11 protein-coding genes are annotated in these 13909 nt (G+C 43.6%); 2 read left to right on the top strand and 9 right to left on the bottom strand.

The annotated features are described in order from the left end of the window. Window positions 1–278: 278 nt before the first annotated feature. The 5 genes from glmS to F6K38_RS00540 form a co-directional block, all read right to left on the bottom strand. On the bottom strand, window positions 279–2201 hold the full coding sequence (gene glmS, locus F6K38_RS00520) for a glutamine--fructose-6-phosphate transaminase (isomerizing) (RefSeq protein WP_008181061.1): 1923 nt from the start codon (window positions 2199–2201) through the stop codon (window positions 279–281). A 140-nt stretch (window positions 2202–2341) separates the two neighbouring features. Then, window positions 2342–2587 carry a photosystem I iron-sulfur center protein PsaC gene (gene psaC, locus F6K38_RS00525; RefSeq protein WP_006616272.1) on the bottom strand — a complete coding sequence of 82 codons (246 nt, stop codon included), beginning with the start codon at window positions 2585–2587 and terminating at the stop codon, window positions 2342–2344. A gap of 281 nt (window positions 2588–2868) precedes the next feature. Further along, a complete protein-coding gene (locus tag F6K38_RS00530) occupies window positions 2869–4368 on the bottom strand; it encodes an AAA family ATPase (RefSeq protein WP_008181064.1) in 1500 nt (499 codons plus the stop codon). Between the two features lie 924 nt (window positions 4369–5292). Continuing rightward, a complete protein-coding gene (locus F6K38_RS00535) occupies window positions 5293–5628 on the bottom strand; it encodes a XisI protein (RefSeq protein ID WP_008181072.1) in 336 nt (111 codons plus the stop codon). Then, window positions 5616–6035 (bottom strand): element excision factor XisH family protein, encoded by a 420-nt coding sequence (locus F6K38_RS00540; RefSeq protein ID WP_008181074.1) that lies wholly within the window; start codon window positions 6033–6035, stop codon window positions 5616–5618. Before F6K38_RS00540 ends, F6K38_RS00535 begins: the two co-directional genes overlap by 13 nt. 158 nt (window positions 6036–6193) lie before the next feature. On the opposite strand from F6K38_RS00540, the gene F6K38_RS00545 reads away from it, so the two are divergent. Further along, window positions 6194–6469, top strand: a complete 276-nt coding sequence (locus F6K38_RS00545; protein ID WP_008181075.1) for a hypothetical protein — start codon at window positions 6194–6196, stop codon at window positions 6467–6469. Window positions 6470–6485: 16 nt separating this feature from the next. On the opposite strand, the gene F6K38_RS00550 is transcribed toward F6K38_RS00545, so the two are convergent. From F6K38_RS00550 to F6K38_RS00565, 4 genes are all read right to left on the bottom strand, one after another. Next, window positions 6486–8009 (bottom strand): DUF1802 family protein, encoded by a 1524-nt coding sequence (locus F6K38_RS00550; RefSeq protein WP_008181076.1) that lies wholly within the window; start codon window positions 8007–8009, stop codon window positions 6486–6488. Between the two features lie 258 nt (window positions 8010–8267). Further along, window positions 8268–10073 carry a hypothetical protein gene (locus F6K38_RS00555; RefSeq protein ID WP_008181077.1) on the bottom strand — a complete coding sequence of 602 codons (1806 nt, stop codon included), beginning with the start codon at window positions 10071–10073 and terminating at the stop codon, window positions 8268–8270. A gap of 83 nt (window positions 10074–10156) precedes the next feature. Continuing rightward, complete coding sequence (locus tag F6K38_RS00560) at window positions 10157–10912, bottom strand: hypothetical protein (RefSeq protein WP_008181078.1); 756 nt, start codon at window positions 10910–10912, stop codon at window positions 10157–10159. A 490-nt stretch (window positions 10913–11402) separates the two neighbouring features. Further along, the gene (locus F6K38_RS00565; protein ID WP_008181079.1) at window positions 11403–11924 is read right to left on the bottom strand and encodes a phosphoribosyltransferase; all 522 of its coding nucleotides are present in this window, start codon (window positions 11922–11924) and stop codon (window positions 11403–11405) included. A gap of 219 nt (window positions 11925–12143) precedes the next feature. On the opposite strand from F6K38_RS00565, the gene F6K38_RS00570 reads away from it, so the two are divergent. Then, the gene (locus F6K38_RS00570) at window positions 12144–13844 is read left to right on the top strand and encodes an MFS transporter (protein ID WP_044492460.1); all 1701 of its coding nucleotides are present in this window, start codon (window positions 12144–12146) and stop codon (window positions 13842–13844) included. Window positions 13845–13909 lie beyond the last annotated feature (65 nt).

Below are 13909 nucleotides of genomic sequence, written 5' to 3' on the forward strand. Positions count from 1 at the left end.
CTAAATAGGGCTTGCTGAATAAGTCTACAAAGCGACTTTAGAGGCTACACAGCTTGAGAAATCTGAGTTTCACCCCTTGGTTTCCCAAGAAAACCCAGGGATTTCCGACAAAAGTACCAGGTTTTTGAGCGACAAGATGCCTATTCCTTGCACTTGTTTTGGGAAAAAAGGCTTGAAAGCCTTGTCGGGTATGCCTTCTGCATTCATGCAGCCAGCCCTAAATAACCTTGGCCAAAAGGCCAGGCTAGGCGAACACCCTTCAGCAGTCAACAAAAAATCTATTCCACAGTCACCGACTTCGCCAAATTCCTGGGCTGATCCACATCCAACCCTCGCCTTGCCGCAATGTGATAGGCTAACAACTGCAACGGAATCACTGCCAGAATTGGTGAAAGCAACTCCTCGACTTCTGGTACAGGTAACAAATCATCAAAGATATCCATCGCCTCTTTGCCATTGCTCGGTGTCACCCCAATCAACCGAGCATCCCGAGCCTTAGCTTCCTGAGCATTAGAAATTACCTTCTCATAGACAGCACCAGGCATTGCGATCGCAACCACAGGCACCTTAGCATCCAGCAGAGCAATCGGACCATGCTTCATTTCCCCAGCTGGGTAGCCTTCAGCATGAATATAGCTAATTTCCTTAAGTTTCAGCGCCCCTTCTAAAGCAATCGGAAAATTAATCCCGCGTCCTACAAAGATAAAGTCTTGGGTTTCCGCAAACTCATGGGCTAATTCTTCAATATACTTTTCTTGACTTTCCAGCACTTGCTCAATCTGAGTAGGCAATTGCCGTAAGTCTGCCATAATTGCTTGAATTTTTTCAGGGGCGAGAGTATTACGTCGGTAAGCTAACTCTAGCGCTAGACAATAAAAGGCCACTAACTGGGTCACAAAGGTTTTAGTGGCCGCCACCCCAATTTCAATACCTGCCTGGGTATCAATCACATCAGGCACCAACTGAGCCAAAGAACTTTCTGGTCGATTCGTAATTCCCAGGAGTCGGGGCTGATAGAGAGGGTCTAATCCACTGCGACGGTGTTTTTCCATCTCCAGTGCTGCTAAGGTATCAGCAGTTTCCCCAGACTGAGTTACCCCAATGGTTAGGGTATTCTTAGTTAACGGACCTGGTGCATAACGAAACTCAGATGCATACTGCACCATGGTGGGAATTCCTGCCAACTGCTCCAACAAATATTTACCCACCAAACTAGCGTGCCAACTGGTCCCACACGCCAGAATCTGAATCTGTTCTACATCCCCGTACAGTGACTCTGGTATGCCTAACTGAACTGGGGAATTAGCCAGGTCTGCCTCTGCCTCTGCCTCTGTAGGATTAGCATGCCAATGACTATTGAGATACCGCTCGAAACAGTTGCGCACTACCCCTGGTTGCTCATAAATTTCCTTAAGCATAAAGTGTCGGAATCCTTGCTTTTCCACTTGAAAGGGATTCCAACTGAGGGTACGGGGGAACTTATTCAAGCGACGACCCTCAAAGTCGTAAACTTCTGCCCCTAGGGGAGTTAACCGTGCGATTTCCCCATTGTCTAAGTTCAATACTGCCCTGGTATGGGGTAACAATGCTGGGGTATCTGAGCCAAAGAAAAATTCCCCTTGACCAAACCCAATAATCAAAGGAGCCTGTTGCCGCACTCCAATCAATTCATCAGGATAGTCAGCACAAAGGATAGCTAGGGCAAAAGCTCCCTCTAATCGATTCACTGTTTGCCGCACTGCTTCTAGGAAAGGAGAAAAGAACGAAGAGGAAGAAGCAGAATTTTGCTGTAAACACTCAGCAATTAGATGGGGAATAACTTCTGTATCGGTATCGGAGCGGAATTCATGTCCCCGCTGGATCAATTCCTCCCGCAATTCCCGGTAGTTTTCAACAATGCCATTTTGTACCACTGCCACCCGCATTGCCATGTCCATGTGGGGGTGAGCATTATACTCTTCCGGTTTACCATGGGTTGCCCAGCGCGTGTGTCCAATGCCAATCCGCGCCTGGTTTTCGATTTGTACCAGTTTTTCGCGCAAATTGTGCAATTTTCCCTTAGCACGGACACAATGAACATCCCCTTCCGAAACTGTAGCAATCCCAGCAGAATCATAACCCCGATATTCGAGTTTCTCTAATCCTGCCATTAAAATTTCTGTAGCGATTTGCGGACCGATATAGCCGACTATTCCACACATAGTGTTGAGTTTAGTAAGTAAGCATAATACTCAAACTATAGCCATGCTATGAGTGGAGTGTCCTGTGTTGACGGTTGACCGTCAACGGTTGACCATCAACAGTCAACCGTCAACATCGGATAGATTGCGCTTGTTAATGCTTAGTAAGCCAAGCCCATGCTGCGAGTTGTTTCAGCTCCCAGGTAAACCCGGACGCTCAAGAAGTCAGTAGGACAAGCAGTTTCGCACCGCTTGCAACCAATACAGTCTTCTGTACGAGGAGAAGAGGCAATCTGACCAGCTTTACAGCCATCCCAGGGAACCATCTCCAATACATCTAGAGGGCAAGCCCGAACACATTGGGTGCAACCAATACAGGTATCGTAAATTTTAACGCTATGAGACATTGATTTAAGAACTCCTACATTTTTTTATCGGACATTGCGGAAAAACCGCTTACCTGTCTCCTTGGGAAAATTGGGGATATTCCCGATGATTCCACCAGGATTATCTTTGCCTAGGTTCGTATTGTCGGCGTTTGAGGCAAACGACAGGGAATTTTAAGGATCAAGGGCTAGTTTACCGCAGGGTTTTGATAGTCTTGCGCCAGAGGTTACAGAACTTTAAATTCTTTAATATATCAGTATGTGAAACTATTGTGTCATCGAACCTAATCTATGGGTCAACCTCAGGAAGAACGATAACGGGGAAACCTTGGTAATTCAATAGACGCTAAGGATTTGCGCCCTTTGGAGGGACGTAGGGGATAGAGTACTGGTGATGGCGACTTACCGTGAGACGGAAATACGTCATTGGTTTGATTTGACTTTGACTCAGCCTCTATGATATCTTCTGGCAATTCCTCACTCGGTGGATTGGCTTCAGGCTCCAAGGTCTGAGTATGCTCTGACCTACTGGTTTCCTCAAGGTCACTAGTCAATTCAACGGTTTGGTCAGATTCATCTAAGTTAGCGGTTTCTAGTGTGGTTTCTAGTTCTGATGTGCCATCGACTTTGGTATCAGCCCACTCTGATGGCAACTCGGACAACCCAAATTCCTCTGCCAGGGCAGACATTTGTTCAATTAACTGTTGTGCTACTTCTAACTCTTTGGCTGTCACATTTTCAGGGGAGATTACCTGAGTTTGCCCTGGACCTAAGGCATCTGCTGGGGATATAGGATCAGTTTGGTTAGGTTGGCTGCTGTCAACCGATAATGCTTCTGTGGTAGATTCAGACTGGGCAGGAGAATTACCAGTACTGCTGAAAATAAATTCTTCTGCAAATAACTCTGGGTCAGCAGACCAGGGTCTAATGGGCTGGGCTTTTTGTAGCAGAGATTGCTGAGCAATGATGCTCCGACTCTCTTGCTGTTGTACCACAGAACTCTCAGAGGCAGGCATTTCCAGACACTTTTCTAAGGCTACCTTAAATTGCAAGGTTTGCTGTTGTTGTCGGTATAGACGGGTTCTAAGTTCTCGACAGGTATCTTTCAATTGCACCAGCTGATGAGATTGTTCGTTGTAGCGCTGCTGGGTTTGGGAATAGTCCTGTTCGAGTCTGGCAACTTGATCCTGAGAGCTTTGTAACTGTTCTGATAAGGTTTCGACCAAAATTTGCTGGCGTTGACCGGATTGATGGGATGATTCTAGAGTGTGGAACAAACGGGTTAATTGGTCTTGAACTGTATTGAGTTCCAGATCTTTTGTGGACAGGAGTTTGTCGTACTCTCGCAATTGCTTAGCTTGTCCGTTTAACTCCTGCTGTTTTTCCTGGAGTGCTTGCTGCAGCTGAGTCACTTGCTGCTTTAAGCGATGATTGTCCAAGCTCAGTTTTTGGGCTAAGGCAAACCATTCACCATCCTTGGCTAACTGTTCCTCAGAAACATCAGCTATCTCAGTGTCAATATCAGTGGTATCAGTATCATCAGTGCCATCAGTATCCGTTTCTGTAACTGATGATGCCATGGTGGTAAGGAGTGATTCTATAGTCTGTTCTAGTATTGACTGTTCAATAAGATTATCTATATCATCAGATACTATCGTGAAATCATCAGGTACTGGTGCGAAGCTGAGCATTTTTGGGTTATGGTCGGTCTGCTGCTGATCTTGCTTCTTAGTATCCTGGTTATCCATTTCGGTAGTAGACTCAGGAAGGGGAAGGTTATTGGGGTTTTCAGATTCACTCATTGCTCTTCATCAAGGGGTTCACAATTTCACCATTGGGGCAAGGAGCCAAAAAGTCAATCGCTCAAGATGATTTTAGTCTTGAGGGGCAACTTTGGGTCAAGATGCAGACTCTCGAAATTGCCGATGGCTTGGTATTGACTTAAGTTTGGGCGCAGATGGTTGACATTACCTTACAACTTACTAACCCAAGAGTAATGCCTAAAAATTGACTGGCTAAAAATTTTGAGACCAAAAATGGATGGTGATTAGAAAACAGGAGCTAGGGAGCAACATTTTAATACAAATGTACTATCATTGAGCAATGAGCTAATGCGTTACCGTAGCGTGGCCGTAGACCAATCGCCATTTCAGTTTTTCATAAATCTGATTACTATATAGCGTTTAGCTATGAAAAATTAGCAGTATTTTTCATTAGCTATTTGGCAATTATATAGATATTAAATGTATTTAATTTTCCTTGATTATACCATTTTTTTTATTAAATTGTCAACTAGTAAAATTGTAAGCATTCAGCTATCAGCTCTCAGCTATCAGCTCTCAGCTTATGCGCTACAGATGGTGCTACTTGAGGTGCTCTCAGCTCTCAGCTCTCAGCTCATGCGCTACAGATGGTGCTACTTGAGGTGCTTTTGAATAAAACAGGTAAGCATTGGTTTAATTTCTGTTACGTCAGCTGACGGCTGACCGCTGAATCCTTACGTAAAATTTCAATCCCTTCATCTGTTTTAAGGATAGGGCAATGGGTTACAGGGAGGGCAAAGTTTGGCTTGAAATAAGACGAAGCGGGATTGATATGAGAGTTGGAAATACCCCCTGGCTGATAACCAGTGAAAAAAGCGATTGGCCTATGGCCACGCTAAGCGAACGCCTTGGCTTAAAAAGCAATATAGCTGTTGCGAGTTAAGGGATTGACCTTTGGTCACGCTACGCGATCGCATAACCAGTATGGGGACGAACTTCTGGTGGGTGAAACCCTAGCACAATATCTGATTTGGGAACCCCTGCAGCTACTAGTTCTTCGGTGATGCCATCTTCGATACCATCCCGTTGAATCCAGATTTTTCCATCAATAATTTGAACATGGGTAATGCAGCCGTGGACTCGACGTTTGCCATCCCAGCCAACAACCATGAGCATAAAATGATTGTTTAGAGTATCGGCAATCGCATAACTTTGGATATCTCCGTGACTGTAACTAATCCGAGCGTAACGCTCTAGAATTTCTCGAATTAATCTGGAATACTCATCTAATCTATCCATTGCACTATTTCCTCGCCGTTGGCCTCAAAAATTAGCAAATTTAACTGATTGCTCTCAATAGCAATTCGAGCAATTTTATCTTGAAAAAAATCTAAGTAAACTGCATTGCGAATCGCTAGATATAATGTTCGTTCTCGATGGATAATCGATTCTTTTAACAAACTTCTATAAAGCACATATTGACCAAGGGCATTTTCTAGGTCTTGTACAGGAGAAGGACGAATAAAACTTTTTACCTCAACTGCAATACGTCGCCAATCTTTTTCTGCTGCAAAAAGTTTCTCGGAGCCCATATCTACGTAAACGGTTCGCTCTCCAACAGCTAATGCTAGGGGATCGTTAGTAATCATCCATCCGTCTTTGATCAGAGCCGTTTTCACGGTTTCGTGGTAGATATCCTTTGCCATTAAAAGTAGCTCATTCTTGGGATGCTCAAGGCTATCTCCATGGTAGCTTGATCACGCTTTAGGTATTGGTCACAAGCATAAATTTGGAATCTTGAAATAAAACGTTACACAAACCGGCAGATTTTGACTATAGCGCTTTATATCCTAATGAGGTACACATGATTGTTTACCTCTTGCCTCTTGCCTCTTGCCTCTTGCCTCTTGCCTCTTGCCTTCCCCTCCTGGGAGGGGTTAGGGGTGGGTTCCTCTTGCCTCTTGCCTCTTGCCTCTTGCCTCTTGCCTTCCCCTCCTGGGAGGGGTTAGGGGTGGGTTCCTCTTGCCTCTTGCCTATTCCCTGCTCCCTGCTCCCTGCTCCCTGCTCCCTGTTCCCTGCTCCCTGCTCCCTGCTCCCTGCTCCCTCAAAAAAAGTACCTCACCAAATTGAAAAATACTAGACTGAACAAGTGCTAATTAATCCATGGGCAAGTCCCGCAGGAAGTAAAAGCAATCACTTTTACTATCCGTTTCCTTGATTCTCCCCAAGTAGCCAGTTAAGGGAGAAGAAAGCTCAATCAATATTTCGTGTAGTTCTGCCTGAGTCAAGGACTGGGGTGGATTGGAGAAGTTATAGGCTCCATAGATCATCTCTACTCCCACGGTGTGATTATCTCTATCGTCAATCAGCTTTTTCACCAGCTGGACAATATGCGATCGCAATTTCAGTTTTTCAGAAACATGATTAATATATTTCTCAACTTCCTGATCAGCTTGACCAGGTATCAAGTAATCCTTTAGTATAATTAAATCAACGGAATTGGGATACTGGCTTTGAAGTTTCACCAGCTTCTGAAGAGTTTCAGGATTAATAATTGCCATACCATGTACAATAGCTGCATCCATAAGTTGTTTAGTCGGCTCACCAGGGCCAATGATTAACTTAGCCGTTTTATTAAGTAGTTCTTGATTGTTTAAACGTAATGTTCCTAAATTCAACAGTTGTACTGCCGTATCGTTAGGAATTTTTTTCCCAGCCTTGCACTCACCCACCAAGGGATAAGGTTTTGAGCAGAATAAATCTAAGCCACCAGCACCACCTTTGTGAGCATGGTCGATGGTAAATCCTAGAAACTTAAGGCTATCACGAACAATATTTTCAAAATCTGTACCAGCTTGATAATTAGTTTTACCTTGATCCAACTCTTTGCTGCGATTTCCCAATGCTGCGATGGTATTTATCCAAGCTAAATCTGGATTAGATGAGGTTAACTGCTTGTTGCTACTCCAGCCTATAAATTTTTTGATCTCTTCGTCAAGGGCTTTAGCAGCTGGGTTAGTAATTGCCAGGTTAGCGATTTGACTCTGTAATTCTTCCAATTCCGGATACAGTGGCGGGAGTCGATTTTCTAGCTGGTGTCGCCGTTGGCTGAAAATGCGATCGCTTAATACTGGCCAATCGTCAGTAACCCTAATATTATCACCTAAACTAACAAACTTTCCAAGGGGCTGACTAGTAGTATTTCTAATATTACTAATACTATCATGTCTAGGTACTTCAAGAACTTTAGGCAACTGATAAACCCGCAAGTAAGCCAGGAAAATACCCTGCTGTTTCTCAAGTCTTGCTTGTAATCCGGCTGCTGTCCATACCGTTAACAGTGATAACTTCTCCAAGGATTCAGTTTTCTTCAGGTGTTGGCAAAGTTCACACCTAGCCCAAGCCTTAATCAAAACTGTCTCAGAATTCAGTGCCGTTAGACTTTTTTGGGCTATTTCTCTAAAACTAGAGCGATAATATTGCTCAGGATACAGGCAATGACTTGATGGATTATTCCTTGATATCTTATTAGTTAATATCTTAGACGGATATAGGACAAATTTTCGCCCTGGATTGATAAATAGCTGAGGTATAGCAGCAATCATTCGCCCTTGAATTAAGGCTTCGATATCTGGTGCCGGTAAAAGTAGGGCTATTGAAATTAAATCTTGCTGACTCATTATCTTGCTGACTCATTAGTAGATATCTAGATCACTTACTATCAATCAATCTCATCCCTAGCGTCAACTATGTAACTCCTGTCAACTCTAGCATTTATAAATCAATTATACCAAAGAAAGTTACTTTTTTGATATTACCAAAAATCCCTATATATTTTCTTAACTCTTGCCTCTTGCCTCTTGCCTCTTGCCTTTCCTTAAGGGAGTATGTTCACAAATCAAAGGAAAATGCTATAGATTCATTGACTTACTCATCCTTTAACTTTCCGACTCTTCATCCACTGCCTCTTCAGGAATTTGTCCCGATGGAGCACTCAAAATTTTTCGCAGTAATCGGTTATCTATGGCTAGCTTTGTGTTAGAGATAAAATCCTTAATCTGCTCTTCACTCAACTCATAGTCTTCACGACTCTCATAAACAGAGCGAATCGCAATTAAGGGTTTAACCTCCTCTGTTTTCAACACTACCCATTTTCCTTCTTGAGCCTTCAGGTTATTCAAACACTCTTGAGCCTTCTTAGCACTTTGACTTATGGGTTTAGAGCGGACTAAACAACCACGGGTCAGATCATATTTTTTATAATTCCCAAGATGAGATAACCCAGCCGTTACAGTATTTCCAACAGAGGCTTGGATCACCGCTAGTCCGATTTTGACCGTATTCCCGTCTTCTTTACCAACTATCTTGAGCCCTAAGTATTTATTTTTAGGTTTAACTGGAGCTTCAATTTTTTCGATTGTGACTCCTGACACTATCTGTCCTATGAGTTGGTTGAGGCCAAACTTGATAGCGTTAGTGAGCTGAGGGTCATCCTCCATATACTCTTCATTGTCAATATTTTTGATCTCGTTATTATAAGCAGAACTAACCGGATTTATAGCAGGTCTATGGGATGAAACTTGCTGACCATTAGGTAATCCCCAGTTAGTTTGACACCATTTAAGAACATCTCTTGCTGTTGGTCGTTGTTTCCCAAATTCTTTCAGTTTTTCTTCGGTAAAGGGATAAACCCGCTGAGGAGGAGTTAGTTTATTCTGATTATAAAACGCTTTTAACCGTAGGGACACTAGATCAATTATCTGCTCAGAATTTAGAGGATTTAACTCAACTTCTCGCTCGCCTATTCTGTCAACAACTGCCTCATTTAAATCTAATGCTCTGATTTGATGTGTCCAAGTGTCAGGATACATAGCGGTCAGCAGCACACCCCGTTTAATGCTATTGTATAAATCTGTTGCTAAGCTGGCAATAACTTGTGCTCTGGTAAACCCTCCATCATCACATTCTGTACTATCTAATTGATCAAAACACACCACCAAGGGATTGTAATCACTAATTAGGTCTAAAATCTGACAAGTTATATCGAAAGCGTCTTTGTCATCTTCCGAATTGTTGGGTAACTCCATCTCGTCAGCTTTTTTCTGGGCTAAACTTTGGCCAGACAGCCATTTAATAGCATAAGGGGCATGCTGCTTTGATAATGTCCATAAAATCGCTCTGATCAGATCCGGATTGTCGATGTCTGTCTTGATTTCAAGAACTTTATCAGTCAGTTGATCAATTAGCTTGGGATTTTTAGCCAAGGCATTGGGAAATACATTGACTAACTGCTGAGATGTGTAACTTCTTTTCATCGCCTCATTGGCTAAAGCAGTCCCTAAATCTTGCCACTGACTCACCCCCTGGCTACCAACCTCCTTGAGACTTAATGCCAGGGTCTTAAAAAATTCCGGCTTGATCCGGTTAAGGTCATTGTAATCAGTCATATAGACAAACCAAGCACCGCCATCAGATTGAAGTTGATGGCGAACCCTACTGAGCAAATGAGTTTTGCCTAACCCTGGTTCAGCCTTGATGGTAATGCCAATAACGTGACGCTCCCCGCCACGAACTTCTTCAATTGCCTTAAAAACCGCGTCGGAGGCATGAGCATTTATAGAAGGAACGTGAGGGAATTCTTTTTTCCATACATTTTGCTTCTTGACAACCAACTCTCTGTTAAAAGGGTTTTGTTTTTTGATGGCATTCTGGAGTTGTTCAAGGGGAGATGAACTATTAGTCATGATAAACTGTTAGTCATGTTAGTGTGAGGAAACGCTACAAACAGTCAACAGAGATTTATTACAATAACCAGGCCAGCCTAGGATTATAGCCGCTTAGCATAGCAGCGTAATCCACTCAGTTCTGTGGTGATGGAATCTTCGATTTGGGATGGATCGCTATCCGGTAAGCTACCGCCTTGGAGTTGCAAAATATCCTTAGCCTGCATTTCCAACAACCACTCATTAAACTGGGAACGACTGACACTATCCCCAATTTCCCGTCTAATCCGATAAATCGGTACGAGATCATCAAGGTTATAGTCCTGATTTAGCTTGTCGTAAACCTCCAAGACCACCGACTCAAAGGTTTCATAAGAAGCGATCGCATTTTCCCCAGTTTTCTCAGCATCAGCGCCTGGGTCAACGACCTTAGCCACTGAGCTTCTTTCTCGAATCCAATTTAGAACAGCCTTGACATCCTTGGCTCTGACCAGACTACCGTCAAACTCAAAATCAGCGCTTTTGATGCCAGCGTCTAGCACGTGCAAGCCTTGCTCTGTCAAAAACACATACTCGATTCGGGCTTTTTTTGTTTTCTTGATCGTCCCATCTGTTTCCAATGTTTTAAAGATGTCAGTATAATCACCAGACCTCTCATTATTCAGTTTCACTGTATCACTTAAGTCTTTTCTTTTGACTTCTTGCTTTGATCCTCCTAGATTCCACAAGTGTAACAGGAGGCGAGTTGTAGCTTGGGCTGGGGTCCCTCGTAACCCTTTCTTATTTTCTTTCTTATTTTCGGGTTCAGGGTTTGTTGACATTTCCGTTTGTTCTGTTTGTTCTACTGTTGACATTTCCATTTGTTCTAGGTATTTTGTTCTAGTATTTACGTAGATCAGATTATGGCTTGTCACCTCTCTATCCAGTGATAGCCTAACCAATAGTATGATGCCAATTCGGCACGATTGAGTCAGAAGCCATAAATTTTTATGGCTAGCCTAGCCTCAGGCCAGCCAAATTAAGCGTCTGCCTTTGTATAGCCCTAAAATTGCATTTTGAGGGCTATGAGTCATAGCTAAGTCAATCACAATTCCCCATGGGATTGCCCCTTGGGGTGCTGCGAAAAGCGAAATCGTACTCTCTTGCCTCTAGGATCATAATTTCCAAACTATCCAGTCTTTCCCCCCAGAAAGCGATCGCATTTACTGGGAAAATCTCCAATTCTGCTAGCTTGAGTAGAGCAAGGTAGTCGAGTCTCGATATTATATCACTTCTGTTCAGTCCTAGGTTACTTTCAACTATTATTTCTGTGCCCCCTCTGGTTCCTCTGCTCCCTCTGTGCTGATAGGATCACACTTCTCTAATTAAATAGGTTTGAGCCAAATCAGCTGGACTCATGGACTCATACGGTTCAAAAGGCTGATGAATCCAAGGATTATCTGGCAAATAATCCACATAGTAATCAGGAGCAATCCCAGAACAGCCTTTATACCAGATCACAGCAGTACGAATCTCCTCAATTTCTGTACCATAATGACTATAAAGCCATTTAATCCCCTCTCGTAGACTAATACCAGAATCCACTAAATCATCCACCAACAGGATCCGAGTACCTAATTTTGCCGTCGTCATCGCCAGGTGGCTCGAAAACGTAATCGGTCTTCGGATCCGATTGTCTGGTCCGGTATAGGAAGCAGCAGACATAATCCCTAAGGGCTGATTGTAAATGCGGCAGAGGATATCACCAACCCGTAATCCTCCCTTAGCAATACAGACAATCTGGTTGAAATCCCAATCGGCTTGATAGACTTTGACAGCTAGCCGTTCGATTTTTTCATAGTACTCTGACCAGGAGACGTAAAGTTCTGACATAGTTCGCGCAATTGATATTGGTTAGGTATTGGTGAGGGAATCGACCATTAGCAAAAGTCGAAAACTATTCGACCATTACCAGCGGTTGTTCCGAATTTCCCAAGTTCGGAATTTCCCTACTTCTACAAGAAGTCTAATGTTAGAAATGGCTTATGAGTGATTCGTTTTGCTAAAAAAATTCCTATCACCACATTGCCTAGCTCAATTATCTGATCGGTTATGACTGATGTTTCTAGTTCTGATGCCAGTAATCGTCCCCAAGTCTCCGGTGGACTCGAAAAGCTTAACTTTACCACCAAACTAGCTTATGGTGCTGGAGATATGGGTCCAGCCATGACCGCCAATCTCTTAGTCTTTTACCTCCTGCCATTTTTAACCAATGTGGCTGGTTTACCAGCCGGTTTGGCAGGGAGTATTCTGATGATTGGCAAAGTTTCCGATGCCATCAATGATCCCATGGTTGGGATTATGAGCGATCGCACTCGTTCTAGTTGGGGGCGTCGCATTCCCTGGATGCTGTTTGGGGCAATTCCCTTTGGTTTTCTGTTTTTCTTACAGTGGATTGTCCCCCACTTCAGCAATAACAATACCATTAATAACTGGTTACTGTTTAGCTACTACCTTCTGATTGCTATTCTGTTCAACATTGCCTACACTGCAGTTAACCTACCCTACACCGCCCTCACCCCAGAACTCACCCAAGACTACAACGAACGCACTAGCCTCAACAGCTTTCGCTTTACCTTTTCCATCGGTGGCAGCATCCTAACCTTAGTTCTAGGGGGATTAATTTTTAGTGCCTATGCCGGTGATAGTGGGAAGCAATATCTAGTGCTAGGGTTAGTCTGCACCTTGCTGGCGGTGGTGCCGATATTGTGGTGTGTGCTGCGCATCCAAGAACGAGGTGCACAGCCTATATTGGGAACTCAGCAGAAAAAGACTCTAGGAACTCTGCTGACCCTAATTGGACCCCTATCATTTTTCTATGGCATTGCCCGGATTATCCCAGTGACTGCCAAATTATTGGGTGCCACTAGCAACCCTGATATCACTGGTATCTTTCTGAGTCTTCTTGGTTTACTAATTACCGTCTTTGGTATAACTCTGATATTTTCTACCCCAGAACCCCACCTGAAAGATAGCTTTGCTTTCACAGAGCGCTCTGAAGCTGACACTTCAGCCTCCTTATCCTTTTTTGAGCAACTGCGGATTGTATTCAGTAACCAGCCTTTTCTCTATGTGATTGGCATCTACCTGTGTTCCTGGTTAGCTGTCCAGTTAATCGGTTCTATCTTGCTTTACTTCATAGTCAATTGGATGGGATTGCCCGAGTCTAGCTTTTCCTTAGTCGCCCTTGCGATTCAAGGTACTGCCTTATTGATGCTGTTTTTCTGGAAGATGGTAAGTGAGCGATTGGGCAAAAAAACCGCTTACTTTATGGGCACTAGTCTCTGGGTTATCGCTCAAGTTGGTATATTTTTGCTACAACCTGGTCAAGTGGCCTTAATGTACTGTTTAGCTGTTATGGCTGGTTTTGGGGTTTCTGTGGCTTATCTCATCCCCTGGTCCATGGTGCCGGATGTGATTGAACTTGATGAATTGACCACAGGTCAGCGTCGGGAAGGGATATTTTATGGCTTCATGGTTTTGCTGCAAAAACTTGGTTTAGCCCTAGGGTTGTTTTTAGTCGGTATTGTCCTAGAGTGGTCAGGATTCATCTCATCTACTGCTGGGCAACCAGTCCCCACCCAACCCGATTCCGCACTGCTAGCCATCCGTATCGCTATGGGACCACTGCCAACTCTATTCTTGATTGGTGGTGTAGTACTTGCTTACTTCTATCCCATCACCAAGGAATTTCATGCCCAAATTCTCTTGCAGCTAAGAGAGCGTGATCAAGCTACTAGGCAAGGGGAATAGGAATTGATCGGTTGTGTTAAAGATCTAGTTTGACTCAGGAGTAATGTTATAACTGGGGGAAATTT

It is taken from the genome of Moorena sp. SIO3B2, assembly GCF_010692525.1.
In the GTDB taxonomy this organism is placed as follows: domain Bacteria; phylum Cyanobacteriota; class Cyanobacteriia; order Cyanobacteriales; family Coleofasciculaceae; genus Moorena; species Moorena producens.